This window comes from Paludibacterium yongneupense DSM 18731, from assembly GCF_000422925.1.
Taxonomy (GTDB): domain Bacteria; phylum Pseudomonadota; class Gammaproteobacteria; order Burkholderiales; family Chromobacteriaceae; genus Paludibacterium; species Paludibacterium yongneupense.
On sequence record NZ_AUGZ01000005.1, the window covers coordinates 365,572 to 388,258 of the forward strand.

General features: G+C 58.4%; 26 protein-coding genes. 12 read left to right on the forward strand and 14 right to left on the reverse strand.

The window, feature by feature from the left end:
* The first annotated feature begins 73 nt into the window (after nt 1-73).
* From G520_RS0104065 to yghU, 6 genes are all read left to right on the forward strand, one after another.
* Complete coding sequence (locus G520_RS0104065; RefSeq protein ID WP_028534531.1) at nt 74-1,498, forward strand: cytochrome ubiquinol oxidase subunit I; 1,425 nt, start codon at nt 74-76, stop codon at nt 1,496-1,498.
* On the forward strand, nt 1,491-2,492 hold the full coding sequence (gene cydB, locus G520_RS0104070) for a cytochrome d ubiquinol oxidase subunit II (protein ID WP_028534532.1): 1,002 nt from the start codon (nt 1,491-1,493) through the stop codon (nt 2,490-2,492). Before G520_RS0104065 ends, cydB begins: the two co-directional genes overlap by 8 nt.
* Nucleotides 2,492-2,626 carry a hypothetical protein gene (locus G520_RS25655; RefSeq protein WP_281424395.1) on the forward strand — a complete coding sequence of 45 codons (135 nt, stop codon included), beginning with the start codon at nt 2,492-2,494 and terminating at the stop codon, nt 2,624-2,626. Before cydB ends, G520_RS25655 begins: the two co-directional genes overlap by 1 nt.
* 328 nt (nt 2,627-2,954) lie before the next feature.
* A complete protein-coding gene (locus G520_RS0104080; protein WP_028534533.1) occupies nt 2,955-3,389 on the forward strand; it encodes an OsmC family protein in 435 nt (144 codons plus the stop codon).
* A 152-nt stretch (nt 3,390-3,541) separates the two neighbouring features.
* The gene (locus G520_RS0104085) at nt 3,542-4,003 is read left to right on the forward strand and encodes a CHRD domain-containing protein (protein WP_028534534.1); all 462 of its coding nucleotides are present in this window, start codon (nt 3,542-3,544) and stop codon (nt 4,001-4,003) included.
* Between the two features lie 460 nt (nt 4,004-4,463).
* Nucleotides 4,464-5,342 (forward strand): glutathione-dependent disulfide-bond oxidoreductase, encoded by an 879-nt coding sequence (gene yghU, locus G520_RS0104090; RefSeq protein WP_028534535.1) that lies wholly within the window; start codon nt 4,464-4,466, stop codon nt 5,340-5,342.
* Between the two features lie 570 nt (nt 5,343-5,912).
* Here the strand turns inward: yghU and G520_RS0104105 are convergent.
* The 8 genes from G520_RS0104105 to G520_RS0104140 form a co-directional block, all read right to left on the reverse strand.
* The gene (locus G520_RS0104105) at nt 5,913-7,037 is read right to left on the reverse strand and encodes an ABC transporter ATP-binding protein (protein ID WP_028534536.1); all 1,125 of its coding nucleotides are present in this window, start codon (nt 7,035-7,037) and stop codon (nt 5,913-5,915) included.
* Nucleotides 7,034-7,696: an ABC transporter permease gene (locus G520_RS0104110; protein ID WP_028534537.1), complete on the reverse strand. Its 663-nt coding sequence runs from the start codon at nt 7,694-7,696 to the stop codon at nt 7,034-7,036. Before G520_RS0104110 ends, G520_RS0104105 begins: the two co-directional genes overlap by 4 nt.
* A gap of 10 nt (nt 7,697-7,706) precedes the next feature.
* Nucleotides 7,707-8,615, reverse strand: coding sequence for a glycine betaine ABC transporter substrate-binding protein (locus G520_RS0104115; RefSeq protein WP_036665187.1), 909 nt, complete (start codon nt 8,613-8,615; stop codon nt 7,707-7,709).
* A 53-nt stretch (nt 8,616-8,668) separates the two neighbouring features.
* Entirely contained in the window at nt 8,669-9,385 is a 717-nt protein-coding gene (locus G520_RS0104120; protein ID WP_028534539.1) for an ABC transporter permease, read from the reverse strand.
* A gap of 159 nt (nt 9,386-9,544) precedes the next feature.
* A complete protein-coding gene (locus G520_RS0104125; RefSeq protein ID WP_156876868.1) occupies nt 9,545-9,853 on the reverse strand; it encodes a hypothetical protein in 309 nt (102 codons plus the stop codon).
* Between the two features lie 91 nt (nt 9,854-9,944).
* Nucleotides 9,945-11,012, reverse strand: a complete 1,068-nt coding sequence (arsB, locus tag G520_RS0104130; protein WP_028534541.1) for an ACR3 family arsenite efflux transporter — start codon at nt 11,010-11,012, stop codon at nt 9,945-9,947.
* 9 nt (nt 11,013-11,021) lie between these two features.
* Nucleotides 11,022-11,438, reverse strand: a complete 417-nt coding sequence (locus tag G520_RS0104135) for an arsenate reductase ArsC (RefSeq protein WP_028534542.1) — start codon at nt 11,436-11,438, stop codon at nt 11,022-11,024.
* A gap of 22 nt (nt 11,439-11,460) precedes the next feature.
* A complete protein-coding gene (locus tag G520_RS0104140) occupies nt 11,461-11,898 on the reverse strand; it encodes an ArsR/SmtB family transcription factor (protein ID WP_246542663.1) in 438 nt (145 codons plus the stop codon).
* Nucleotides 11,899-12,495: 597 nt separating this feature from the next.
* Between G520_RS0104140 and G520_RS0104145 the strand changes: the two genes are divergently transcribed.
* Entirely contained in the window at nt 12,496-13,032 is a 537-nt protein-coding gene (locus G520_RS0104145) for a GNAT family N-acetyltransferase (RefSeq protein WP_169449815.1), read from the forward strand.
* A 244-nt stretch (nt 13,033-13,276) separates the two neighbouring features.
* Here G520_RS0104145 and G520_RS21495 read toward each other — a convergent pair whose 3' ends face one another.
* From G520_RS21495 to G520_RS0104160, 3 genes are all read right to left on the reverse strand, one after another.
* Entirely contained in the window at nt 13,277-13,807 is a 531-nt protein-coding gene (locus tag G520_RS21495) for a LysR substrate-binding domain-containing protein (RefSeq protein WP_084637461.1), read from the reverse strand.
* Nucleotides 13,788-15,410 carry a methyl-accepting chemotaxis protein gene (locus G520_RS23865; protein ID WP_051229001.1) on the reverse strand — a complete coding sequence of 541 codons (1,623 nt, stop codon included), beginning with the start codon at nt 15,408-15,410 and terminating at the stop codon, nt 13,788-13,790. The genes G520_RS21495 and G520_RS23865 overlap by 20 nt, the downstream gene beginning before the upstream one ends.
* Before the next feature lie 621 nt (nt 15,411-16,031).
* Entirely contained in the window at nt 16,032-16,703 is a 672-nt protein-coding gene (locus tag G520_RS0104160) for an HAD family hydrolase (protein WP_028534545.1), read from the reverse strand.
* 88 nt (nt 16,704-16,791) lie between these two features.
* On the opposite strand from G520_RS0104160, the gene G520_RS24810 reads away from it, so the two are divergent.
* The gene (locus tag G520_RS24810) at nt 16,792-16,974 is read left to right on the forward strand and encodes a hypothetical protein (protein WP_156876869.1); all 183 of its coding nucleotides are present in this window, start codon (nt 16,792-16,794) and stop codon (nt 16,972-16,974) included.
* Nucleotides 16,975-17,472: 498 nt separating this feature from the next.
* On the opposite strand, the gene G520_RS0104165 is transcribed toward G520_RS24810, so the two are convergent.
* Nucleotides 17,473-17,850: a hypothetical protein gene (locus tag G520_RS0104165; RefSeq protein ID WP_169449804.1), complete on the reverse strand. Its 378-nt coding sequence runs from the start codon at nt 17,848-17,850 to the stop codon at nt 17,473-17,475.
* On the opposite strand from G520_RS0104165, the gene G520_RS25330 reads away from it, so the two are divergent.
* From G520_RS25330 to G520_RS0104190, 4 genes are all read left to right on the forward strand, one after another.
* Complete coding sequence (locus G520_RS25330; RefSeq protein ID WP_211222754.1) at nt 17,816-18,835, forward strand: SRPBCC family protein; 1,020 nt, start codon at nt 17,816-17,818, stop codon at nt 18,833-18,835. The two genes, G520_RS0104165 and G520_RS25330, sit on opposite strands and share 35 nt — an antisense overlap.
* Nucleotides 18,832-19,533, forward strand: coding sequence for a VIT1/CCC1 transporter family protein (locus tag G520_RS0104180; protein WP_028534547.1), 702 nt, complete (start codon nt 18,832-18,834; stop codon nt 19,531-19,533). The genes G520_RS25330 and G520_RS0104180 overlap by 4 nt, the downstream gene beginning before the upstream one ends.
* Nucleotides 19,534-19,673: 140 nt before the next feature.
* Complete coding sequence (locus G520_RS0104185) at nt 19,674-20,408, forward strand: glutathione peroxidase (protein WP_028534548.1); 735 nt, start codon at nt 19,674-19,676, stop codon at nt 20,406-20,408.
* A gap of 91 nt (nt 20,409-20,499) precedes the next feature.
* The gene (locus tag G520_RS0104190; protein ID WP_028534549.1) at nt 20,500-21,942 is read left to right on the forward strand and encodes a dihydrolipoyl dehydrogenase; all 1,443 of its coding nucleotides are present in this window, start codon (nt 20,500-20,502) and stop codon (nt 21,940-21,942) included.
* Between the two features lie 428 nt (nt 21,943-22,370).
* Here G520_RS0104190 and G520_RS25795 read toward each other — a convergent pair whose 3' ends face one another.
* Entirely contained in the window at nt 22,371-22,550 is a 180-nt protein-coding gene (locus tag G520_RS25795; protein ID WP_425516749.1) for a PIN domain-containing protein, read from the reverse strand.
* The gene (locus tag G520_RS25495; protein WP_246542664.1) at nt 22,486-22,680 is read right to left on the reverse strand and encodes a type II toxin-antitoxin system Phd/YefM family antitoxin; all 195 of its coding nucleotides are present in this window, start codon (nt 22,678-22,680) and stop codon (nt 22,486-22,488) included. The genes G520_RS25795 and G520_RS25495 overlap by 65 nt, the downstream gene beginning before the upstream one ends.
* Nucleotides 22,681-22,687: the final 7 nt, after the last annotated feature.

Consider the following 22,687-nt stretch of genomic DNA (forward strand, 5'->3'; position numbering starts at 1 on the left):
CGCAGACGACCCGGCTCAAGTGTCCCGCACGCGGGCGCAAGAGAGTACGGATAACGATAAATGAGGACCATGAATGATAGACATCGCCGCGATAGAACTGGCACGCATCCAGTTCGCCTTCACTGTTTCGTTTCACATCATTTTTCCGGCCACGACGATAGGACTGGCCACGTTCATCGCCGTACTGGAGGGCTTATGGCTGAAGACGCGACGCGAGGTGTATTACACGCTCTGCCGCTTCTGGTCGCGGGCGTTTGCCTTGTGCTTCGCGATAGGTGTCGTCTCCGGCATCGTCATGAGCTATCAGTTCGGCACCAACTGGAGCGTATTTTCGAATTTCGCCGGCAGCATCACCGGCCCGCTATTGACCTACGAAGTGCTGACGGCCTTTTTCCTCGAAGCCGGCTTTCTCGGCATCATGCTGTTCGGATGGAACAAGGTCGGCCCCCGCGCCCACTTCGCGGCCACCGTCGCGGTCGCGACGGGTACGCTGATCTCCATGTTCTGGATTCTCGCCTCCAACAGCTGGATGCAGACCCCGGCCGGCTACCGCATCGTAGATGGACGCGTAATGCCGGTGGATTGGATGGCCATCGTATTCAACCCCTCATTCCCCTACCGCTTCATGCACATGGCGCTGGCCGTGTTTGCCGTGTCCATGCTGCTCGTTAGCGCAACATCCGCCTGGCATCTTTTGAGAAATCGCGACAATGGCGCGATGCGCACGTCTCTGGTGATGGCCCTCGGCTGCCTTCTCGTGGTGACGCCGCTGCAAGCCCTGGTCGGCGACGCTCACGGCTTGAATACCTTGAAATACCAGCCGGCCAAACTGGCGGCAATCGAAGGACTGTGGGACGTCCACCCCGAAGGCACGCCGCTGAACCTGTTTGGCCTGCCCGACATGGAGGCCGAGACCACCCGCTATTCGCTGGGGATTCCGCATCTTGGCAGTCTGATCCTGACCCATAGCTGGACAGGGGCCGTGCCGAATATGAAACGTTTCCCGAAGCAGGACCGCCCCGATTCGCGCATCGTGTTCTGGAGCTTCCGCATCATGGTCGGACTCGGCATGTTGATGATCGTGCTCGCAGTGACGGGAGCTTGGCTGCACCGCCGGGGCCGCTTGCAGCGAGCGATCGGATTCTTGCGCTTTGCGGTCGCGATGGGACCGGCCGGCTATGTTTCGCTGCTGGCCGGCTGGATCACAAGCGAAGTCGGACGCCAGCCATGGGTGGTCTATGGTCTGCTGCGGACCTCGCAAGCCGCGTCTCCGGTCACCCGTCAGCAAGTCGGCCTCTCCCTGCTGATCTTCGTGACCCTTTACACCCTCGTCTTTGGCACCGGCCTCTTCTATCTGTTCAAGATACTGCGCACGGGACCGGAACCGGCGCCGGCCCTCCCGCTATGGAACGACGCCGCCGCACGGCCATCCGGTCGCCATCCGCTGCAGGGCGCCAGCCTCGAACACAGCAGCCGTCAAGGAGACAACCATGCTTGACCTCGCATTGATCTGGGCGCTCATCATCGCTCTCGGTGTCTTGATTTACGTGATACTCGATGGTTTCGATCTGGGTATCGGCATAGTGTTTGCTTTCTTCCCGCACGATGAAGACCGGCAGGTCATGATGAATACCGTCGCTCCGGTTTGGGACGGCAACGAAACCTGGATGGTGCTCGGCGGCGCCGGACTGTTCGCGGCGTTTCCCGTGGTCTACTCCGCCGTCTTGTCGGCCCTGTACCTGCCGCTCGTGCTGATGCTGGTCGGACTGGTGCTGCGCGGCGTCGCGTTCGAAATCAGGGGCAAGTCGCAGCGCACGCGGCCGGTATGGGATCTGGCCTTCATGACGGGCTCGGCGATGGCCACCTTCTTCCAGGGCGTCGGACTGGGCGCCTTCATTCAGGGCATTGCGGTGGTAAACCGCGAATTCGCCGGCAACGGTTTCGACTGCTTCACCGCTTTCAGCCTGTTCACAGGAGCCGGCCTGATGGCAACGTATGCCATGCTCGGGTGCGGATGGCTGATCATCAAAACGGATGGGCAACTACAGCGCAGAATGTTCCGGCTCATGCCAGCACTGACCATCGCACTGCTGGCCGCGATGGCCGTGATCAGCGTGTGGACGCCTCTGTCGCAGCCTGCCATCGCCAGCCGCTGGTTCGGGCCGGCGCTGAGCATGCTGTGGCCGGTTCCGCTGGCGGTTCTGGCGTGCGCACGCGGCATTCTGCAAGCGGTCAAGACCGGCAATGAAACCCGGCCCTATCTGCTGACGCTCGCCTTGATCGCACTCGGCTATCTCGGCTTTCTGATCAGCATCTGGCCCAATCTGATCCCCCCCGGTGTCAGCCTGTGGGCGGCTGCGGCACCGGAGAGCAGTTTGAAATTCACCCTGATCGGGGTCGTCGCCATCCTGCCCGTCATTCTGTTCTACACCGGCTACTCTTACTGGGTGTTCCGCGGCAAGGTCCGTCCGCATGACGAGGGGTATCACTGATGCCCGGGCCGAAGACAGGGCGACCCGGCATCCGCGCCCAAGCCGTCTGGTTTGCCGGCTACTGGCTGGGTGGCGTCATCGGCATGGGCATCGTGACCGGCCTGCTTGAAACGGGGATGAGGCTGCTGCGCTAGTCGCACATTTGCCGGCCTGCGGCCGGCGACGGGCTCTTTCCCGGCGCCCCCGACAGCACGCATCGCAGAAGGATGGGCAAGGACAAAGGGGCGACGGCCCCTTTGCTCGTTCCCGGTCCGGACAAGCCCTGCCCCGATCAGTCCGATTTCGCCCTTCCTGCCCGTTCAGTGCGTTTCCCGCGGGGCAACCGATGCGCGTATCCGGCAGATTCCGGTTTTTCATGCCGCAACCGTGCCATCCGTACGATAGCGGACAGACGACGTTTCCCGCGATCGCTATGTTCAACGTGCAAAACCATCGACCCACCCCCGCACCAGGAGATACCGCATGAGTGAGAAAACCGCCAGCGTTCATTGGGAAGGCCAGGGCAAACACGGCCAGGGCAAGATCAGCACCGAAACCGGTGCTTTGAAGGACTACCCGTACGGCTTTGCCAGCCGTTTCGGGGAAGACAGGCGCGGCACCAATCCCGAGGAAATTCTGGGCGCCGCCCATGCAGCCTGCTTCACGATGGCATTCTCGTTCGCCTGCGACCAGGCCGGGTTGGCAACGACCACAATCGAGACCACGGCGAACGTTCGCCTGTCCAGACAGGGTGACGGGTTTGTCATCGACCACATCGCACTGATCATGCAGGCTACCGTTCCCGGCATCAATGAAACGACCTTTCAGGAAATTGCCAGCACGGCGAAACGCGACTGTCCGTTATCGAGAGCGTTGGCCGGCGTTACCGAGATATCCTTGCTGGCGACGTTGAAGTAGCGCCGTCGAAGCCATGGACACACGGCCGAGGCGCGAGCGGCCCGTCCGGGTGATTTCTCTCCCGACGCGCAGGCCCGGGAGAAAAACCGGTCCGGGGGCGAAGAAACGCCACAGAGCGGCCCCTCGCAGGCCCTTATCACGAGGAGTTAACCATGAACCGTTTTCAAATCGTCCCCCCCGCCGCGATGCGGCGTATCGCGCTCTGTGCGCTGGCACTGTCTGCACTTTCGACGCTGGCAAGCGCCGACGAGCTGAAGTTCAGGCTCTCTGGCGCGATGGAGGTCCCCCCGGTCACAACGATAGCGACGGGCAATGCAGACATCACTGTCAATAAAGACATGACGGTCAGTGGCCACATCGCGACGTCCGGGATTAGCGGCACGATGGCGCACATCCATCGCGGCAAGGCCGGCTCGAACGGGCCTGTGATCGTGACGCTGACGAAGAGTGGCGACGACGGCTGGATGGTACCGACAGGCACCAAACTTGACGAGGCCGACTTCAAGGCCTTCATGGCCGATGGCCTCTATGTCAATGTGCATAGCGCAGAAAACAAAGGCGGAGAGATTCGCGGGCAGTTGATGCCCAGCATGCCGATGATGAACAGCCAGTAAGGCGCGCGCGCGGGGCCGCCCCATCCAGGCCGGACAGGCAGCCCCGCCACGCAGAATTGGCACGCCAATGGAACCCCATATCCAGAACGGGCACTGCCTCTTTGCCTGTGAACGGTGTCCGTAGCCCCCCCGCACAGCCCTGACGATCTTTCCGTTGCGATACCCGCTCTTCTTGGCTACAGTTCCCCGGGTAAGGCGTCATGATCTCCGGGGCGAGTATGACCGGCATGTCCGCTCATCGTCGGTTCGACCTGGCCGCATCTAGATTCGGGTACCGACTAGAAGCGGCTTTTCGGAACGGTCGGTCCCGGACCGACTATGGTCCGGGCAGGCGAGGTCGGCGCCGGAAGGTGTTCAAACCCTTCAGCGGTAACGATGAAGACGCCCTGCGCGCGCTCTTCTCGCCCTGTCATCCTTACGGCTCCGTGAGAGCTGAAACCCAACGATTGCGAGGACGGCCATGACCGATGCAAACGACTATACGCCTCCGAAGGTGTGGACCTGGACAAAACCCTGCGGCGGCGCTTTTGCAAACATCAATCGCCCCGTCGCCGGCCCGACTCACGAAAAGGAACTACCGGTCGGCAGACATCCCTTGCAACTGTATTCGCTGGCAACGCCGAACGGCGTGAAGGTGACGATTCTGCTTGAGGAGCTGCTCGCGCTGGGTCACGCCGGAGCCGAATACGATGCCTGGCCCATCAGGATCGCCGAAGGTGACCAGTTCGGTTCGGGATTCGTCGGCGTCAACCCGAACTCCAAGATCCCGGCATTGCTGGACCGGAGTGCACCCACGCCAATCCGCGTGTTTGAATCAGGCTCGATTCTGCTCTACCTGGCCGAGAAATTCGGCGCTTTTCTTCCCAAGGATATCGCGGCCCGCACAGAGACGCTGAACTGGCTGTTCTGGCAAATGGGGAGCGCCCCCTATCTGGGCGGCGGGTTCGGCCATTTCTACGCCTACGCCCCCACCAAGATCGAATACGCAATCGACCGATTCGCGATGGAGGTGAAGCGGCAGCTCGACGTACTCGATCGGCGCCTGGCCGACAGCGAATACCTCGCAGGGGAAGCCTATACGATAGCGGACATCGCCGTATTCCCCTGGTACGGCGGGCTCGTAAAGGGCTGGACCTACGGTGCAGCAGAGTTCCTGAGCGCCGCCGAATACCGGCATATCCACCGTTGGGCCGACCTCATTCTTGAGCGCCCGGCCGTGAAACGGGGGCGCATGGTGAACTGCACATGGGGCGATCCGTCCCAACAGCTCCACGAACGTCACAACGCCAGTGATTTCGACATTCGGACACAAGACAAGATCGCTCGGGCACCGTCTTGAACCTTACCCATCACGGCTCATCCGGCTGGCGAACATGCCCGGGAGATGCCGTCGCGACCCTGTCTTCCGCTGCGGCTGGCAGGGCTGCCGCCGGGCTCCCTCGCCGGAAACGGCCCGTCGTCGACAACGGCCGTGGCCATGTGCAACCGGCAGTGGGTTCAGGCTGCGCAGAACCTGGCGCAACGGTTCGGGATCGACGATGCCGCCTGAGAAAATCGGGTTAGCGCTCAGGCCGAATTCCAGAGCGAGTATCGAAACCGGGAGGTCAGGCTCGCACGCCGCCATCGCCACCGGCAACCTGAAATCAGGCGCGTCGTTCGGGCGTCCCTTGCGGTTTGAGCCCCGCGTGTTCAACGTATCCTAAAGCCGTTCCCGGCACCGAGTTTGATGGAAGCGGCTTTGAGCGCTCCCCCATGGCTGTCCATGCCGCCTCGGCATGACGCTTGCACAAGGGAAGAAGGGGGGCATCCGGATGCAGGCAGGACGCAAACAGAAAGATTGTCGCGGCGGGGAAGAGTCTGTCATGGCCCAGGAGGAAACGCTAGCGAGGGCTCAGAAAAGTCAGGACGATCACGAGGCCGAATGATCGGCGTTAAGATAACCGGTGATATATTCCTGCGATACTTCGCCGCAATAACGTCCATCACCGTCGACCACTGGCATCCAGGTCAGATTGTGTTCGTACAACCGCGATAACACGACCCGCAAATTGTCGCCTTCCAACGACGTCACCGCGATGGCCTGCAGGTAGTCCTTGCATGTGCCCTTTCCACTCTTCGCATCGCGACGTTTTATGAAGCCGAGCGGCAGGCCGTTCGCATCGACAACGGTAAGATGCAGCAACTCGCTATCGTCCATTTCCGCGAAGGCAACGGCAACGGTGGACGATAATGTTGCGGTCTGCGTCTTCTGCATCGCGGCGACCTGCCCCGCCTGTACAAGCAGCAACCGTTTGAGCGAACGATCCTGCCCGACAAAGCTGGCGACGAACTCGTCGGCTGGCCGGGCCAGGATCTCGTCGGCGCTTGCACACTGGACGATGCGTCCCTGGCGAAATACGGCGACCATATCTCCCAACTTTATTGCCTCATCGATATCGTGGCTTACCAGGAGTACGGTTTTGCCCAATTGCTGCTGCATCAACAAGAATTCATCCTGAATTTGCTCGCGATTGATCGGATCGACCGCACCGAAAGGCTCATCCATCAACAGCACAGGCGCATCCGCCGCCAGGGCACGAATGACCCCAATACGTTGCTGCTGCCCGCCGGACATCTCGTGTGGATAACGCTTGAGGAAACGATCGGCATCCAACGCCACCATTGCCATCAGCGAACGCGCGCGCTCCCGGCATTTTTTCTTGTCCCAGCCCAGCATGCGGGGGACGATAGTAATGTTCTCCTCAATAGTCATATTCGGAAACAAGCCAACCTGCTGAATCACGTAGCCGAACTGACGACGCAGCGTGACACGATCTACCCCCGAACTATCCATGCCATTGATGAACACCTTGCCCGAACTTGGTTCGATCAACCGGTTGATCATTTTCAGGGTAGTGGTCTTGCCGCAACCGGACGGCCCCAGCAAGACGCAGGTTTTTCCTTTAGGGACATGCAGGTTGACCTGGTCCACGGCATTGAACATCTTCCCGTCTTTCTGGGGAAATTGCTTGCACAAGTTCTGAAGTTCAATCATTTGCGTATTCCTTTCGGTGTCAATACGCCCTGTAGCTGTAACAGCACCCAGTCCATGCCGATGGCCAGCAGGCTGACCATCACGGCACCGGTCAGCAGCATGCGAATATCGCTTTGGCTGATGCCATGAAGAATCAGGGTTCCGAGGCCACCGGCACCGATGATGGATGCGATAGCCATGACACTGATATTAAGGATCACGGCTGTGCGTATCCCGCTGAAGATCACGGGGACCGCCAATGGAAGCTCCACCCAACGCAAGCGTTGCCAGGAGCTCAGGCCAATGCCCAGCCCTGCCTCGCGCACGCCTGGGCTGATATCGGTCAGTGCGGTATAGGTACTTCGGACAATGGGCAGCAGGGAGTACAGAAACGCGGCGCTGATCGCCGGGACAGCGCCAATACCCTGGCCAATCATCGAAAAAACGGGAATCATCAAACCGAACAAGGCGATGGCGGGAATCGTCAGCAATACCGTGGCGAACCCCAAGACTCCGGTCGCCAACGTTCGAAAGCGGATGATCATCATTCCCAGTGGTACGCCAATTAATACAGCCAGACCGACGGCTATGCCGACCAGCATCAGATGCTGGCGAGCCAACCCGAGGATATACGGCATATTGTGTCCAATGTAGCCCAGCACCTGCTTCAATGTCTCCATATGCCCTTTCTCAAAGTAGACTGTGTGCACGCAAAAACTCGGTGGCAACCTCGGCGACAGGCCGATGGTCGATATCGACCTCGGCATTAAGCGCGATCATGGTTTCGTTATTGAATAGCGCAGCCAATGTATTCAACAGCCCCTTGAGTTGCGGATGAGCCAGCAGCACTTCGTTGCGAATCACGGGCGTGGCGGCGTAGATAGGGAAGTAGGCCAGATCATCCTTCAGTACCAGAAGCTTGAATCCCTTGACCCTGCCATCGGTGGTATACACCAGACCCGCATCGACAAACCCATCGCGGATGGCGTTGTAAACCAGACCGGAATCCATTTGTCTGATCTGCGAGCGGATCAACGGCAGTGTGTACAGCTTTTGCATCGGAACCAGGCCGTCGGTACGGCCGGCGAACTCCATGTCCATCCCGAGCTGCCATGGGCTGGTCGCCTGTACCATGGACATTCGCCGCGCCAGATCTGAAATGGTACGAATGTTTTCTGCGCGCGCCCGTTCCGTTTTCATCGCCAGCGCGTAGGAATTATTGAGCGCAGAGGGATTCAGCCAGGTCAGACCACGTGGCAGATCCAGCCCCTTGACCGTTTCATACGCTTCTTTGTCCGTCATCCGCTTGCTGATGCCGTCGTAGATTACCAGGGCCGTGCCGGTGTATTCCCAGACCAGATCAAGCTGCCGATTCAGCAAGGCGTTACGCATGATGACCGAGGCCAGATCGATCTTTTGTTCAACCTGATACCCCATATGCGTCAGATATTGTGCAGTGATGGGCGATAACAGTCGCTGCTCGGTAAAGTTCTTGCTCCCCAGCACGAGCTCGGCGCTAAAAGCCTGAGCGGGACACAGCAGGACGGCGGCCAGCAGGACATGGCGTAGCGTCGACAGAAACGACAACAGAGTACTCATGCGAGATCCTCGTGGAGGGGGCCGGCCGTGGACGATCGAAGAGACAAGAGTGTTCATGCAATACCCGACGGGCTCATGAGCCGACCGATACCGGCGACCAACTGATCAAGTGTCAGGGCAAGGAAGGCCGTGGCAATGGCTCCGAGTAGCAACGTGACGTTGTTGTTGAGGTAGATGCCAGGAAAAATCAGCTCGCCATAGCTGCTGGCGCCGATAAGAAACGCCAGCGGCGCAGTGCCGACATTGATAGCCAGTGCAATGCGAACGCCGGACAGGATCACGGGCAAGGCGTTGGGCAATTCCACCCGCCACAACCGCTGCCTCGCGCTCATTCCCATGGCGTCGGCGGTATCCAGTAACAAGGGAGGCAAACCCGTCAGGCCGGCATAGACGTTGCGCACGATGGGAAGTAACGAAGCCAGGAACAGGGCGATGATGGCCGGCGTATCGCCGATCCCAACCAGCACCATGGCCAGCGCCAACACGGCCATCGGAGGCACGGTATTTCCGATAGTAAAAATGCGCATCCAGTACTCGGCGCTGCGCCGCTGCGAGGGACGGCTCAGCACGACCCCACAGGGCAAACCAACGGCAAGAGCCAGCCCCATCGACACGGCCACCAAATAACCGTGACGCAAGCCCAGATAGATCAAGTCGCCACGATAGTGCCGCAGAACGGCGGGGCCAAAGCCGTAGCCGACCATTATCAGTGCCCCCACCAGTAAAGCAGCGCCGATAGCGGTGTTCGTGAAAAGCGTTCTCTTGTGCATGAACTGTCTTCCTGACCAAACTGCGCGCGGTATCGGAACGAGAGGAAAAGCATCCGACTGGCCAGGACAAGGTGTCATGCAGATGAGCGAGGGTCTGTACGATAACGCACAGTAGATCGCCGGGTTGCGACCGCGTGAGATAAGCGCATCGAAGCACAATTAACGCACGATGACATTCGACCGGGGTTTGTCACGCCGGCCACGCTTGGCGTTTTGAGCACAGATGCCATCGATGTGCAGATAACCCATCCGTGAAAGAGGGTCTTGAAGGGGGTTATCCGGGTGTTTCTTCGGAAGCTTGCCGTGGTAGCGCCGATTGCAGAATTCGATGATCCCGTCAAGGCAGCGGCGATGCGCGTACACGAACCTATCCCGAGCGAGATATTGATCGTAGCGATAGCTTCTGGCGGCATTGAGCATGCGCATGATGCGACTAGAAGCTTTAGCCCGGGTCTGCAATGGTTGCATATCGCTGTTCGGCCGATTCCGCATCGATCGCCTTTGCATGAACCTGGTCACCCGCATCGGGTGCGCTCAATGCCGACGACGAAGCGGGGCATCAGGCATGTTCGTACCAATCCTTCGAGGAATTTACGACCTTAACAACCAGTAACATGACGGGGACTTCAATAAGCACCCCGACCACGGTGGCCAACGCCGCACCCGACTCGAAACCAAACAGACTGATCGCTGCGGCCACCGCCAGCTCGAAGAAATTGGACGCGCCGATGAGTGCAGACGGACACGCGACGTTGTGCTTTTCGCCTGCAAGCCGATTGAGCCAATAGGCCAAGGCTGAGTTGAAGAACACCTGAATCAGGATGGGAACCGCCAGCAAGGCAATGACCAGGGGCTGTTTCAAGATGGCCTCCCCCTGGAAGGCAAACAGCAGTACAAGCGTAGCCAGCAAGGCCGAGATAGACCACGGCCCGATCTTGGCCATGGCAGCCTCAAACGCGCTCGGCCCACGAGACAGAAGTGACTTGCGCCACAGCTGAGCCAAAAGCACCGGAATGACGATGTACAGCACCACAGATGTAATCAGGGTTCCCCAGGGCACCGTGATTGCCGAAATACCCAGCAACAGGCCGACGATCGGGGCGAAAGCAAACACCATGATGCTGTCGTTGATAGCGACCTGCGACAGGGTGAACAAAGGGTCGCCTCCGGTCAGACGGCTCCAGACAAAGACCATGGCAGTACATGGCGCGGCAGCCAGCAGAATGAGGCCCGCTATATAGCTGTCGATCTGGCCGGCCGGCAGCATGGGAGCAAACAGGTTGCGAACGAACAGCCAGCCGAGGAATGCCATGGAAAACGGCTTGACCACCCAGTTCACAAACAATGTTACCCCGATGCCCCGGACATGATTTTTCACCTCATGCAGAGCGCCAAAATCCACCTTCATCAGCATTGGGATAATCATTACCCAGATGAGCAGGCCAACAGGAAGGTTTACGTTAGCGACTTCGAGATGACCAACGGCCCTGAAGAGCCCGGGGGCCAGCTGCCCAGCCCCAATGCCCGCCACGATACACAGGAATACCCAGACCGTCAGATAACGCTCGAAAATGTTCAGCGGCGCTGCGGCGAGCGGCTTGTTTGTTACTTCGCATTGGACAGGCATCGTTCCTCCTTACACTCCTAAAGCGGCACGAACGGCAGGAACCAGTCGGGCACGGATGTCATCACGGACGGCTATGAAGCTGTCCAGCGGCTCGTCATGCGGGTCATGGAACGGCAGGTGAATCCGTTTTACCGGTCGCGGAAAAATGGGACAGGACTCTTTGGCGTTGTCGCAGACACTGACGACCAAGTCGATAGACTCGTCCAGCAAGCCATCGATCGATTTCGGATAGAGACCTTCCGTCGGAAGGCCTGCCAGCTTCAATGCCTCGATGGCTCCATCTGCAACCTTGGGCTGTGGAATAGTGCCGGCGGAAATCCCGCGTACCAGGCCAGCCAAGTCATGGTTCAGTATGGCCTCGCCCATCTGGGAGCGGCAGGAGTTGCCGGTGCACAGCACCAGGACCGTTTTGAGGCTGCTCATCATTAGCACCTATGCAGTGTGTCGATCAATTTGTAGCGTCGTGCTCGCGGTCGATTGCATCTCCACGGCGCCTGGCCACCGAGTCACAGCTTGCCGTCTTGGGAAGACACGCCTTTCCCTGGCAACAGTTGTGTGTCAGGAAGGCAATCAAGTCGTCCATGGTTCCGAATTCGGCGGAATAGTGGATGAATCGGCTTTCGCGCTTGCCCTTGATGAGCCCAACCCTGCTCAAGTGCGACAGGTGAAAGGACAACGTAGCAAGCGGTAGCGCCAGCCTTTCGCCAATCGCACTGGCGTTCATCCCGGACGGACCGACCTCAACCAGCATCCTGAAGATGGCCAGGCGGGACTCGTGCCCCAGGGCAGCGAGCAGTTCTGCTGCGTTCGATATTTCCATATTTCCAGTTTTATCGAAATATAAAATGATGTCAATGGCCTTTTTGCGACAGGCGGCGTTTATCAAGGCCGTCGTCGCGGAAGCCGATTCAGGCCGCCGCTGACGGTGACACTGCCTGGCTTTCCGGATACCGCCTATGCGCATGCTGAAAGCATGCGCACCGTCTTGCCTGCCACAGTTCCATGCCATGGCCGGCGGTGCAGACCGAGAAGCAACAGGCCGCTACCGGAGAAGGCCTTGCACCGCCTGGCATTGCCAATGCACCGGCCCTTTCTTCCAGCAAGCCCCCTCCTCTCCACCGGCTCGCGATCGCGCCGCCGAACCCTTCGCCTGGCTTGGCCTGTGTTTCGCTGCGGACATTCCTGTACCTAGCGTCCAGCCCCTCGGGGCGCTCGGCCATACCCAAAGCCAAGGGCCCATCTTAGCGACTTGCGGCAGTCTGTGGCAGCATCCCGGCCGGAGCGGGCATTGCCCATGAACGCCTCGACGGCCTACCATAGGCCAGATAGCGGGCATTGCCAAGCTGCGGGAGTTGGATGGCAAACTGGCGTTTTGCCAGACTAGGGGGGCCCGCTTACCTTCGCCGACCTCATGCTTGTGGGGCCCTCTGAAATTCGTGCCAAGGTCGCCCGGAAACCATGCCAATTAACATGGACAATACCAGTGCAAACTGAACTTCAAACTTCACGGCTTATCCTGCGTCAGATTAAACGGCAAGACTATTCATTTTTTATGAGTCTGAATATGATGCAGGAAGTCATGCGCTATATTGATCCAGAACGCAGCGAACAAAAAAACGCTTATTTGTTTGAGGGCTACCTCCCTGATTGGACCCCGGAAGCAAGACAGACAATGATGTGGAGCATCGAAGAGCGAGAAAGTCACTCATTGATCGGAACTTTTTGTGCAAAGTTGCAAAATCCTCCATTAGGTCCAGCCGAAATTGGCTATCGGCTACACCCAGGCAAGCAGGGGCATGGGTATGCACGGGAAGCCGCTAAAGCCGTATTGCACTTTTTGTTTCTGACCTGCCGCACTCACAAGGTGACAGCTGTTGTGACCGAAGGAAACATGGCATCGATCAAGTTATTGGAAAAATTGGGATTTTCTCTGGAGGGGGTATTACGTCAACAATACCGAATGGCAGATTCCTGGTTTGATGATCTGCACTATGGACTCATGCGGAATGAGCTGCGTTAAACGGTACAGTTACGCCAGGATCGACAATCACAGTCCGTACCACGATGCATCGCCACCGATTACTGGCCAACAGCTGCAACGATTGAAATTGACTCATCATGACCATTCTCGGAATCAGTCATCTTGCTTTTATCGTTCGCGATCTGAATAGCACATCAAATTTGCTTTCGATCGTACCTGGCGCGCAAGGCGTATAGGATAGTGCCGGGGATAATTTTTCATTATCCCGAGAAGCGAGGGTCGGCTATTCGTTGACCAGTGGCGCGCTCTTGCATACGGCCAAAATGGTTTTGCGGAGCCAGCGATGTGCGGGGTCTGCGTGGAGGCGTGGGTGCCAGATGGTGGACACCTTGATTGGAGGGGTAGGCACCGGCCGCTCGAAATGCTGAAGGCCCGTACTCATGGCCGTGGTGCTCGTCGCCCCTTTGCCGAAGCTCGAGAGCGGAACAAGCCCGATCAGGTCCGAATTGCGTACGACCTGCATCGCGTTGGCATAACCCGGCACGACCATGACAACCGTTCTACGCAAACCCAACTGTGCCAGGGCATCGTCCACCGGCCCGATGAATTGGCGTTTGCGCGATACGATCACATGAGGGTAGCCGGCATAGCGTTCGGCCGTCACCCCGGGCTCGCTCAAAAGAGGATGACCCGCTCGACAGATGCCGATGAATCGGTCGTGGAAAAGAAGCCGTGTCTTCAATTCTGGGGCATTTGTCCCGATGAACCCAATCGGGCCTGCAGCCGTAACGTCCTTACACCTTATAGTCAGCAATCATCCCCATCATGCGATGCGCCAGGCTATCGATTTCCGTTGCCACATCATGGGTGTTCTGTGCCACCACGCTGTTTTTCTGTGTCGTACTAGCCACCTGATCAATCTGCTCTGACAGGCGGATGCTGACCTCGTTCTGCTCTTTGATCGCCTGGCTGATTTCCTGGGCAACCCGCGCCGTGTTGCTACTTCCCTGCTCAATGCTATGAATGGTTTCGGTCACCTGACCTGCGCGTGCGACCCCCTGATCCACTCTGGAAACCGCTTCGTCCGTACTGAGCACCGACTGCGTCGCATTTTCCCGCATGCCCTGGATCGTCCGGGTAATTTCACGGGTTGAGCTTGCGGTTCTTTCCGCCAGTTTGCGCACCTCATCGGCAACGACAGCAAAGCCCCGCCCCGCCTCGCCGGCCCTGGCGGCCTCTATCGCGGCGTTCAAAGCAAGCAGATTGGTCTGATCGGCAATTTCGCCGATTTCTCTTGCTACATTTTCAATCTGCTGACTGCTGTCAACCAGACCTTGAATGCCTTCGGCTACGGTGCGGACAGAGCGAGAGATTTGATGAATGTCCTGTACGGTAATCTCGATGACCGTACGTCCTTGCTTGGCAAGCTGGCCACTTTGCGATGATATTTCACGGGCTTGCTCTGCCTGGGTTACCACTTGACCAATGCCTGCTGCCATTTGCTCGACGCCCGTCGCCATCGCTGAAACGGCACTGCTCTGGCTATTGCAGCTATCCGAAACCTTGCCCGAGCTTTGTGTCAGGCTAGAGACGGTTCCCCCCAGTGCATGCACATCCGCGCGCAGGTTCTTCAGGGTAGCCTGCAATTTTTCCACCAGTCGATTGATGGCCACGACTGTTTTGCCGACCTCATCCTTCCGGTCGCTTTCCATGGGAATGCGGTGGGAGAAGTCCAGGTGATCGCAAATGTCGACGACCACGTACTGCATATGCGCCAAGGGCAAGACAAAGTAGCGATACAGCCACCAGATCAGCAAGAGATTGACACTGAGGACGAGAAAAAGCCCGGCGATTTCCATCCATCGGATTTTGTCCGAGCCCGCGGACAAGCTCTGTTGAAGATCAACATAGCTTTGCTGGGCCGCGTTGTGCATCACTTGTAATTTGCCATCGACTTCGCTGGTGGAATCGTCAAAACCGGTTTTGGGGCGTTCCATGATGGCATTGCCTGCCGCTTTACCTTTTTCCAGATAGGCGTGAGCCATTTCCACCCCGGTCTGGTAAATGAAATCGGCCTTCTGCTGCAAGGCCGAAACGGTCGCCTGCTGCTCCGGATGCAACTCGGCAATGCGGGTCAGTGCCTTTTTCAGCAGTTCGTAGTGTTCTTTCCCTTCCTTGAAGCTGCCAGCACTCCCCGTCAGACTGGCATCCGTCAGGAACTGCTGGACCTGAACGGAATCATAGCGGGCCAGCATCAGCGTATTGGAGTATGCGCTGGCGTGTGGAAAGTCTTCGTTCTGGGCATGCTCCAGGTAGTTCATCCCGACAATCGTGACGGCCAGAAGCGAACACTGCAGCAGCATGGTCAAGGCGCCGAAAGCGATCAGCGCCTTTTTGAAGGTCAAAGAAGTCAGCATATCCATTTCCACCTTAAAAGCGCCAGGAGCCCAGCTCGGGGAAAGACACCGAGGAAAGCCAATCATTCGGCCTTCGTGAAGTGTTTGATTCAGACAAGACAGCATGCCACTCAAGACGGATGGTGGTACGCCCCATCCGGATAAATCGATAATATGACTTATAGCTTTTTTCGACAATTATTCAATGCATAAAAAAAGTGGACAAAACCGCGGCGAGATAAGAAAAGAGAAGACAGTCCGCCCTCAGTCAACCTAAGGAATACATTCAGGGCCCCGGTCTGGCTTGTCCGGATTTCTGGGTGAACCAACCATCAATCATTACATTGCAGGGCGCAGGAAGCGCTCGATTTTCTTGACGCTCGGGGTGCAATAGCAGAGGAAGAATACCGAATTCCGTCCTCTGCTCACTACGCGATGGGACGTGAGCCATTACTCTTGGCTCTGACAATTCGGCCGCTAGACGGGTATATCGGGCTAGCGATTCGCTGTGAAATGCGGCAGCCGATTCGGAGACGGCAGAGCCGATCCGTCTGGAACTAGCGACGAGTGCACGGGACGTAGCGATCGATCCTGCCATCAGAGAGCCAACGGAAGTGCGCCCTGCGCGCCATGCCGGATCGCTCAGGCTGAGCAAAATTGAAACCAGTGTTCCAACTCGGACCTAAGTTGCGAAAGCGAATCAACCACAGCAAACGCATTTTCGAATTGATGCCCCCTAGTCAGCGGGGTTTGGACAACGATGCAGGGCACACCCGCGGCTTGAGCCGCTTGCATTCCGCGAGGCGAATCTTCAACCGCAATGCACCGCTCTGGGGGAACTCCCATTCTACCGAGCGCGACCCGGTATGGCTCAGGATCCGGTTTGGCTTTCAAATAATCCCCCGCGGCGATGACGTGTTCCAGGCAGTTCAGAATCCCTTTCCTCATGGATTGCTTGTGAATCCGGTCGAAATGCTCACGCCTGGAGCTGGTTACCACGGCCATGCGTGCCCTGCCGCTGAAGGATAGAACCAATTCGTCCATACCCGGTTTAACAAGTTCACTGGAGGCATCGAGCATGTCGCGGTAAAGCTTGTTGCGACAGAGCCGCCCCATTGCTACGTCATCTTCCGTCCAGCCCTGGGCGCGCAACAGATGCCATGCGCCAATGTCACGACACAGGAACCATTTGTAGAACTCCTGTTCACTGAGATGAATACCATAGGGGCTCAAAAACGCACGATTGGCCTGGTAGAAGAGAACCTCTGTATCAGCGAGAACGCCATCGTTGTCCCACAGAATGACTGGTTTCATAAACGTTGCAGGACCAAAGTGTTAATCAGTGCTTCGAATGATCATTCTGATTGTACCGTAGCCCGAATCTAGAAGCGGGGATAACAACATGGCTTTCTTCAATTTCGGCCGATCTGCCGGCCCCCATCAGTTGGACGATCCGGTAGCGACAGCCAAGCCGCTGGCTGCCGTCGGCGAACTGAGCACAGGGGGCTGCTCCAGGCAGATGGCTGCCGTTGGCCCGCAGACAGCACAACCGCAACGGATCGAGAACACGCGTTCTCCGACCTAGGTCAAGCGCGCCCCAGGTCCGATGAGGTTCGTTTCTCAAGCTCAGCGGGGCCGGAGCGGCCCAGGCAGGCCATCCCTTTCCCGACGTTGCCGGGTCTTGATCAACAAAGCTGCGCAATTTCAGTTTCATTTGCCGTTCGGCGGCGTAAAACAGGTGGATAGGTCGGGAAGGACCTTCCTATTCGGGGAGCATCTGAATCAAGTCACCCGACGCGAGGTCTTCGGCGACGGCAGGTTCATATATCGATATGGCCAGAGGAAACTTCACGCGGCCTGGCCGTTGTGGCTGACCCGGCTCCGTCCCTGCCGCGCTGCATTAAACAGCGGAAGAGTGTAGGCAGCAGGCATTCCCAGACAATGAGAGCCCCCGCTCGGCAAAAGCCGGGAACGCTTGATTCGACATGGCTGGCTGGACATGCGTTTCGCCAAGCGACGGACGGACCATGTGCGGTATCGCACTGCCAAGGCGAACAGAGGCGCGCATTCTCGAGGCCAGACACTAGGAAGATAGAGTGTGGACGAAATCATTGCTCTTGGCATCATTGGCAGTCTGCGCAAAGCCTCCTTCAATCGTTGCCTGCTCCGGGCATGCACAGACGCTGATGGGCATCCAGACGGGGGCATCGGCCGAGCGCCATGCCGGCTGCGCCAGATTCTCGTCGCTCAAGAGATGCCCGCCTTCAATCAGCCCGCAGTGATGATCGCGAATGCCGCGCAACCGTTTGATGAAAACGGTAAGCTGCACGACGCGCAAACACAGCAACTCATTCAGAAACAACATGTTTCGCTGGTGAACCTTGCACGACAGGTTGCGCAGGGCATCACCGACGCAGGGAGTAATCGTGGCGGAATACCATTTATTGACGACCTGGCGCATCGATGCCCCCCTGGAGCAGGTCTTCGAGGTTGTCGCAGACTCGCTGTCCTGGCCAGACTGGTGGCCGAGCCTATGCCGTGTGGAGCAGATGGCAAACGGTAATGCCGATGGCGTGGGCAACGTGCGACGTTACACGTGGCAAGGTCGGTTGCCCTACCGAGTGGCATTTGAAGTGCGTGCCACATTGATCAAAAAACGGGAAGCCATCGACGGCATCGCGCAAGGCGACCTTGAAGGTGTCGGTCGCTGGAAGTTCTCGCGCCAAGGCAGAATCAGCGTCGTCCGCTACGAATGGCATGTCCAGAGCACCCGGAGGTGGATGAACCTCATCGCTCCAGTTGCGCGCTCGATGTTTATCCGCAATCATGCGCGGATCATGGCGCAGGGGGGACGAGGACTGGCTCGCCGGCTCGGGTCCTCTCTGGTGAGCCAGGAAACCATCGACTTGATGGCTCAAGCCTTTCCCTCGAAGGCAAGGCCAGGACGCCGGTGGAAACGCGGGCAGCTCGATCTGATGATGGCGTTCGTTACCGGCCTTGGCGCCGGGGCGATCGTCATCGCGGCACAGTTTGGCCTGTGGTGGCTGGCTGCCATGCCCCTCCCGGAGACCTTTTTTCGAGACGTGCGTTTGACGGCAGCCATGGTCATGGGTACCCGTGTTCTGCTGCCGCCGCCGTCGACAGCGTCATGGGACATCCTGCTGGTCGCGACGCTCATCCACTTTACCCTGTCCATCGTCTACGCGGTCATTCCGGCGCACTTGGCCGGCCGCCTGCGCCTCTCGCCGTTTCTCATTTTCGGCGCCGTGTACGGCTGGATGATTTACGTGGTCAATCTATACGGATTCACGCTGTTGTTTCCCTGGTTCGCCGTCGCCCGAGACGGCGTGACCCTGGCGGCGCACCTTGTTTTTGGCGTGACCCTGGTAGCGGGATGCAGGCTGTTTGTCAGTCGTTCGGCGACGAACGCGGGAATAATGCCATGAGGTCCTTGCATCGCCACGCCGAACATCATCACACTGAGCGCATCGGCTGGCTGCGCGCCGCTGTATTGGGGGCCAACGATGGCATTGTGTCTACCGCCAGCCTCATTGTCGGAGTCGCCGCTGCCAACGCCAGCCCCGCCAGCATCTTGGTGACCGGCGTCGCGGCACTGGTGGCTGGGGCCATGTCGATGGCCGCTGGCGAATTCGTATCCGTCCATTCACAAGCCGACACCGAGAAGGCCGACCTCGCCCGCGAACAAGCTGAACTCGACAAAAAACCGGCCGCCGAAAAGAACGAGCTTGCGGCCATCTATGTCACCCGCGGTCTGAAGCCGGATCTGGCGCAACAGGTGGCGGAGCAACTGATGGCGCACGATGCGCTGAGTGCCCACGCGCGTGACGAGCTTGGTATCTCTGAAGCCCTCAGAGCACGACCGGTGCAAGCCGCCTTGGCTTCTGCCGCCAGTTTTGCAGCGGGCGCTGGACTTCCGCTAGCCGTGACCGCAATCGCGCCGGTATCGGTTGTGATTCCCTTTGTTTCGATCGCTTCGCTAGCTTTCCTGGCAGTATTGGGCGCCCTCGCCGCCCGAATAGGAGGCGCCAGCACGATGCTTGGCGCATGGCGGGTCACATTCTGGGGGGCTCTCGCAATGACGATAACGGCAGGTGCCGGCGCACTGTTCGCTGGGTTGGTCTGAGCACCCGTTGCGAAGGGAGACCCTACCGGGCGGCTTCTACTGAAATCGTCAGGAGCTTGGTTCGCTGACGAACCGACCCCGCCATCAGGAGGACGTATTTTCGGGTATTGACATCCCATCCACTCCCAAGGGAGAAGACTATGCTGAAGTCACGAGAAGGCCAAAAAGTTCCCAACGTCACATTCTCCATCCGAGTCAATGATGAATGGCAGAAGGTCGGCAGCGACGACTTGTTCGCGGATAAGACCGTGGTTCTGTTTGCACTGCCGGGCGCCTTCACACCGACCTGTTCCAGCACGCACCTGCCGCGTTACGCAGAGCTGGCGGGGGTCTTCAAAGCAAATGGGATCGATAGCGTCATCTGCCTCGCCATCAACGATCCCTTCGTGATGGAAGCCTGGAAACAAGAACAGAACGCCGAGGACATCTACTTTCTACCCGATGGCAACGGCGAATTCACCGAAGGCATGGGCTTCCTGGTGGATAAGTCGGAAATCGGCCTGGGTAAACGTAGCTGGCGCTATTCCATGCTGGTGAAAGATGGTCTGATTCAAAAGATGTTCATCGAGCCGGAAGAACCGGGCGATCCCTTCAAGGTCTCAGATGCCGACACCATGCTCAAGCACATCAACCCCGATGCGATCATCCCGCCACGAATTACTTTTTTCAGCAAACCGGGCTGCCCGCATTGCGCGCGTGCACGCAAGATGTTGCGCGAGAAGGAGCATCGCTTTGAGGAGATTGTGTTAGGCAGCCATGGCGTCAGCTACAGCTCTCTGCAATCGGTGACCGGTCGCGGCACAACACCTCAAGTGTTTATCGATGGACAGCACATCGGCGGCGCCGATGAACTCGCAACCTGGTTGGCAAAGTGAGCCCGTTCGGGCCTGGCTCATGATGGCGACGCAAATGATGCATACCGGCGGCATTCCATCGCTCCCGGAATGACGATGGGAGCAAATCAGCATGACCTCAATTCAAGTCGATGTCGCCATCATTGGGGCAGGTACCGCCGGCATGGGCGCCTATCTGGCCGCACGAAAACAGACAGACTCGGTCTTGGTAATCGAGGGGAGAGCCTATGGCACAACGTGCGCTCGCAACGGCTGCATGCCCAGCAAACTGCTGATAGCCGCAGCGCAAGCCGCTCATCAGGCCCGGCATGCCGCACCGTTCGGCATCAATGTAGCCGGGATAAGCATAGACGGCGCGGCGGTGATGGCGAGAGTGACGCGCGAACGAAACCGCTTTGTCGGATTGGTGCTGGCGTCGGTTGAAGCCATTCCCAAAGAGAGCCGATTGAAGGCAATGGTCCATTTTCAAGATGCCAATACCCTGGCGACGGAACAGGGGCAGTTGATTCATGCGAAACGCGTCGTCATCGCCACTGGCAGCATTCCGGTCCTTCCACCCATGTTGAGGGCGTTGGGCACGCATCTGCTGACCAACGAAAGCATCTTCGATTTGCCCTCTTTGCCGAAAAGTCTGGCGGTGTTCGGCTCGGGCGTGCTTGGAATGGAGCTGGCACAGGCGATGAGCCGCCTGGGGGTCAGTGTCAAGGTGTTCGGCATAGGCGGTGGCATTGCCGGCATCCATGACCCGGAAATGCTCGACTATGCCGACAATTTATTCAATGAAACGTTTTATCTGGATGCCTCGGCACAGTTGGAATCGGTCAAGAAATCCACAACGGGGGTCGATGTCCATTACCTGAATAAGGATGGCGCCTGGCAAACCGAACCGTTCGATTATGCACTGGCGGCTACCGGTCGCGCTCCTGATGTCGCTCGGTTGGCGCTGGAGAACACAGGGCTCGCGTTGAATGACCTCGGCGTGCCCTTGTTCGATCGCGATACCGGGCAGTGCGGCAACAGTTCGATCTTCATCGCCGGCGACGCCAGCAACGAGATACCCCTGCTGCACGAAGCGGCCGATCAGGGTCACATCGCCGGCGAGAATGCCGGACGTCATCCCGATATCCGGCCCGGCTTGCGTCGCGCGCCTCTGGCCATTGTCTTCACCGACCCGCAAGTGGCGTCGGTGGGTTTGAACCTGAAGCAATTAAACCAGCATTTCAAGGGTCGGTTCGCCGTGGGGCAGGTGTCCTTCGAGAATCAAGGCCGCAGTCGGGTCTTGCTGTGCAACAAGGGAATGCTGAAAGTCTATGCTGAGCATGGCAGCGACATGTTCCTGGGTGCAGAAATGTTCGGCCCCGCCGCGGAGCACATCGCGCATCTGCTGGCCTGGGCGGTGCAAGCCCGCATGACTGTTTCGCAAATGCTGGACATGCCTTTCTATCATCCGGTCATCGAAGAAGGACTGCGTACGGCACTCCGGGAACTGAACCATAACCTGCATAACACATCGGAAAACATTGAGCATAGTATGGATTGCGGGCCTGGCACTTAACAGAGCCATTGAACATACGCTGTTACTGCTCCATCCGAGTTCGGCATGCACAAGGCTGTCCGGCGGCGGTTCTGTCTCTGTAGATCCCACCTCGGCGCCCCGTTCGAACGTCGGTAATAGCCTACCGCCGGGTCGGCCTTGCCAGTTGCAAGTCATCGGCCATTGCGGCCGTTGGCGCTTTCCTGCAGGGCCGTCTGGCATGGAACCATGACCGGCCGGAGGCCACGGGCCCGCAGTTTAAAGTCGTAAACACGGCCCCTTGCCGCGACGGGCTTTCAGAACACCTCGGCCCTGAACACCATGAGTCAAAGTCATGAACAGGTCTCATGGCTAACGGCAACAATGGCACAAGCGAAAAATTAAAGTCGTGAATAACACACGCCCGCGTAGCCGCAGTAGCGTACGACTCGCCGATGGTCCAAGCCCCCTCATGCCGCCCATTCCCATGGATTGAAGAGAGCGACGCCGCCGGGCTGAAAATCGGCTACGTTGCGAGTGACAACCGTCATGCCATGCACAAGCGCCGTCGCCGCGACAAGCGCGTCACGCTCGCTGCGCCGATTGCGAGCATGCCGTCGTGCGCAACGAAGTGCACCAGCAGAATCCACGGGCAATGCTCAACAGCACATGGGCGGGCTTGCCGCGATCGGCGATGATCACGGGGCCGCTCCGAGACACTTTCCTCGCCCGGGAAACGTCCTGGTTCAGCTCCCGACGGGATAAGGTCGTGATGGTCATGATAGCG